Annotated in this window: 2 protein-coding genes and 1 pseudogene; all 3 read left to right on the top strand. The window is 36.1% G+C overall.

Annotation, left to right across the window (positions count from 1 at the left end):
- Nucleotides 1-165: 165 nt before the first annotated feature.
- Nucleotides 166-414, top strand: a complete 249-nt coding sequence (locus B6A27_RS18245; protein WP_080862879.1) for a hypothetical protein — start codon at nt 166-168, stop codon at nt 412-414.
- Between the two features lie 118 nt (nt 415-532).
- Nucleotides 533-1,774: an MFS transporter gene (locus B6A27_RS18250; RefSeq protein ID WP_161491061.1), complete on the top strand. Its 1,242-nt coding sequence runs from the start codon at nt 533-535 to the stop codon at nt 1,772-1,774.
- Between the two features lie 90 nt (nt 1,775-1,864).
- A pseudogene (locus B6A27_RS18255) lies at nt 1,865-2,799 on the top strand (IS630 family transposase); the annotation flags it as partial.
- Nucleotides 2,800-3,103: the final 304 nt, after the last annotated feature.

The raw sequence follows: 3,103 nt of genomic DNA on the forward strand, positions 1-3,103 counted from the left end.
CCCTTTGCCTAATAGGACCCTTCAAGTAATTCTTCAAAGAGAACAACGAATTTTAAGGGAAGGAGGGGAGTACAAGCAATCCTTTGATCTCTATATGGAAGGAGTAAAAAATAGGATTACAATAAAAAAACGTAGCTAATCTTTATTGAAAGGAGGTGAGCAATGATGGCTTTAATTGAAAAAGTACATTCTTCCTTGGAAGAATTACAAGAGTTAGTGAATCAAACGACCGATCCACTAGAGCGTGAGGGGTTAATTGCCTTCATTAATTGTGTTACTCCTCACCTAGAAAAAGCTTCTGCCACTTTTTTAGGAAAAATCGCTCAGGTAATTGGCTCCGATATTTCAACAACCGGATCTGTAGGAGAAGCTTTGGAAGCCTTAAAAGAGAAGTTTGAGATTGAAATTGAGTAGGAGAGAAAGTTTACAAATACTACCACCACATTACACACCAAGATCGGAAAATCCTCTATCCCTTATATCATAGAGGTTTTTCCGATTTTACTATATCATTTAAAGGAAGATGTCATATATGAAGAACATATACAAAAATAAAGCATTTCTCTTCATAATTTCGAGTCATTTTATACATAAAATAGCAGAAACCCTCTATGACCTAGCCCTTCCCTTGCTGGTTTTACATGCAACAGGCTCCTCCCTACTTATGGGATCGATGTACGCATTGGGTTTTTTTGCTGAATTTTTGGTTGGTTTCTTTGGTGGAGCAATTGTAGATAGTATAAACAGAAGGAAGCTATTAATGTTTATATCTGCTCTACAAGCCCTATTCATTAGTTTTCTTCCTATATCTGCTTCCTTCAAATTTTTTAACATGGTAATTATTTTCTTAGTTGCGTTTGCTCTGGATATTTGTATCGCCATATATAGGATTGCTGATACATCGATTATTCCCCAGCTAGTTGAAAAAGAACATTTGCCTCAAGCCAATGGTATCATGCAAATGGCAATTTCTACAGCAGAAGCTATAGGTCCAGCTATATCTGGATTATTAATTTCTACAATAGGATTATTTAATTCATTATGGATCAATTTTTCGACTTTTATCCTATTGTTATCTACATTATCCTTAATTAAATCACAAAGGACAGAACTAAACAATAATATTTCCTCCCCTAAGCAACTATGGTTTTCAAGTGTTCAAGGGTTGCACTATACACTAAAAAATCCTTTGTTCAAATTAATATTAATTTGGAACCTGTTTGTTAACTTTGGATTAAGTGGATCTGTCCTAATGATTGTGTTTCACCTAAAGGAAGTTATAGATCTGAAGAGCTTTGAAATTGGCTTGGTTATGACAATGTCAGCATTAGGAGGGATTACTAGTGGAGCAATATTCTCAAAGATTCAGGCGATTTTTAACTCAGGTAAAATGCTATTAATATCATCACTAACAACTTCTATAGCATTATTCCTGTTCCCTTTCCAAAATAATTGGATTTCTTCCGGTATAGTCGTCTTTGCACTAATGTTTAGTGTAGGACTAAATTCGAGACTAATTTATTTATTATTTCAATCTAGTGTCCCAGAGAAAAAATTAGGGAGAGTCATAGGCGCTTCTAGGCTAATATCTACTCTCCTAGCCCCTGTTAGCGTTCTTATTGCAGGATCAATTGCAAAGATAAATTCTAACTATGTATTTATTGGGGGCTCTATAATAATCGCTATATCAACAATCGTTGCTTTGAATACAGATCTTAAGAGAGCAAACTGGTCTGTAAGTATGAAATCCATTGCGAATACAGAATCACAATAATTCTCTCCATGTATTAACTATATAAGTTGAAATAAAGATTTTCTCCCGTTCTATGGCGAATTAAAGAGAGAAAATAGAGAATGGGAAAGAGTGGAATGTCGAACCACAAAAACGAAAGCGAAAAGTAAACGAGCATATGAACGCTACCAGGCGATTTATCTTCATTTGCAGGGATATACAAAAAAGAGAAATCGCAACGACTATTGGTCGATTCAAGAAAAACACCTACAACTATATCCATACCTACACCTAGCGCGGTCTTGACGGACTGGAGATGAAATACTCGCCTGGCACCCCACGTCGATTGAGCCCTGAATAGGAAAAAGAGCTGACTTCGATCATGGAACATCAGCTTCCAGTAGAGGCTGGATTCGAAGCGAAATATCATTGGACGCTTGTGATGACGCTGAACTCATTCAACCAAAGTGGGGACCAAGGTATACTCTTCGTGGAACCAGTAAAATTCTGCATTAGTTAGGATTAAGTTATCCGAAACCGACATATCCACTAGTCAATGTCGATGAAGAAAAACAAAAAGAATTCGCCGAAGTCGCCTTCTCAGAAGTAAAAAAACTGTTAGATGGGAAAATCGCATATGTCCTTTTTCAAGATGAATCGATGTTCGGTATTACCAATCGATTCCAAAAACATGGTTTGTCAAAAAAAAGCAACGGATCATTCCGACGTTTGGAACACATCAAGGGAGGAAGTTGATTGGCACGTTGAACTACGAAACAGGAATGTGTTTTGCATCGAAGAAGAACGCTATGATGCAGAAACATTTCTTCCATTTGTGTTAGAGCGCTATCCTACAGGCAAAATGGCGATGATTTTAGATAACGCTCGAATTCATCATGCCTAACTCACTCAGCCATTTTAAAAAGAACACGAAGATCGATTAGAGCTCGTCTTTTTGCCACCATATGGCCCTCAACTGAATTGGATTGAAGGGGTATGGAAATCTAAAATCAGACGTGATTTACAATGTATTCTATTTGACTGTGCAGGAAATCAAAAAGAATGCTTAAACCTTTATTCATAGAATCAACCAGAATCCAGACCACACAATCGACCGTTTGTGTGGTCTATTGCAGGGTATAATTCATACGAAAATAGGAATGAAAGAACATCTTTGGGCTAGGTCCTCTATTCCCAAGACATACAATTTGCTCTTCCCTCAGGCTATTATACTTAGATATCTATCTACTTGAGAATTGGAACATATCTTGATTTTATTAATTTAAATCATTTCACTAAAACTAATTTAAGGGATGTCTGAATTGAATAAAAAAGAAATTTACTAAAAATTTACTGTTAATTATAAAAAAT

Origin of the sequence: Anoxybacillus sp. UARK-01, assembly GCF_002075365.1 — a bacterium.
GTDB lineage: Bacteria > Bacillota > Bacilli > Bacillales > Anoxybacillaceae > Anoxybacteroides > Anoxybacteroides rupiense.

What these genes read in the sequence shown, in the direction of transcription:
- B6A27_RS18245 (WP_080862879.1), top strand. Translation starts at nt 166, where the DNA reads ATGGCTTTAATTGAAAAAGTACATTCTTCCTTGGAAGAATTACAAGAG.
- B6A27_RS18250 (WP_161491061.1), top strand. Translation starts at nt 533, where the DNA reads ATGAAGAACATATACAAAAATAAAGCATTTCTCTTCATAATTTCGAGT.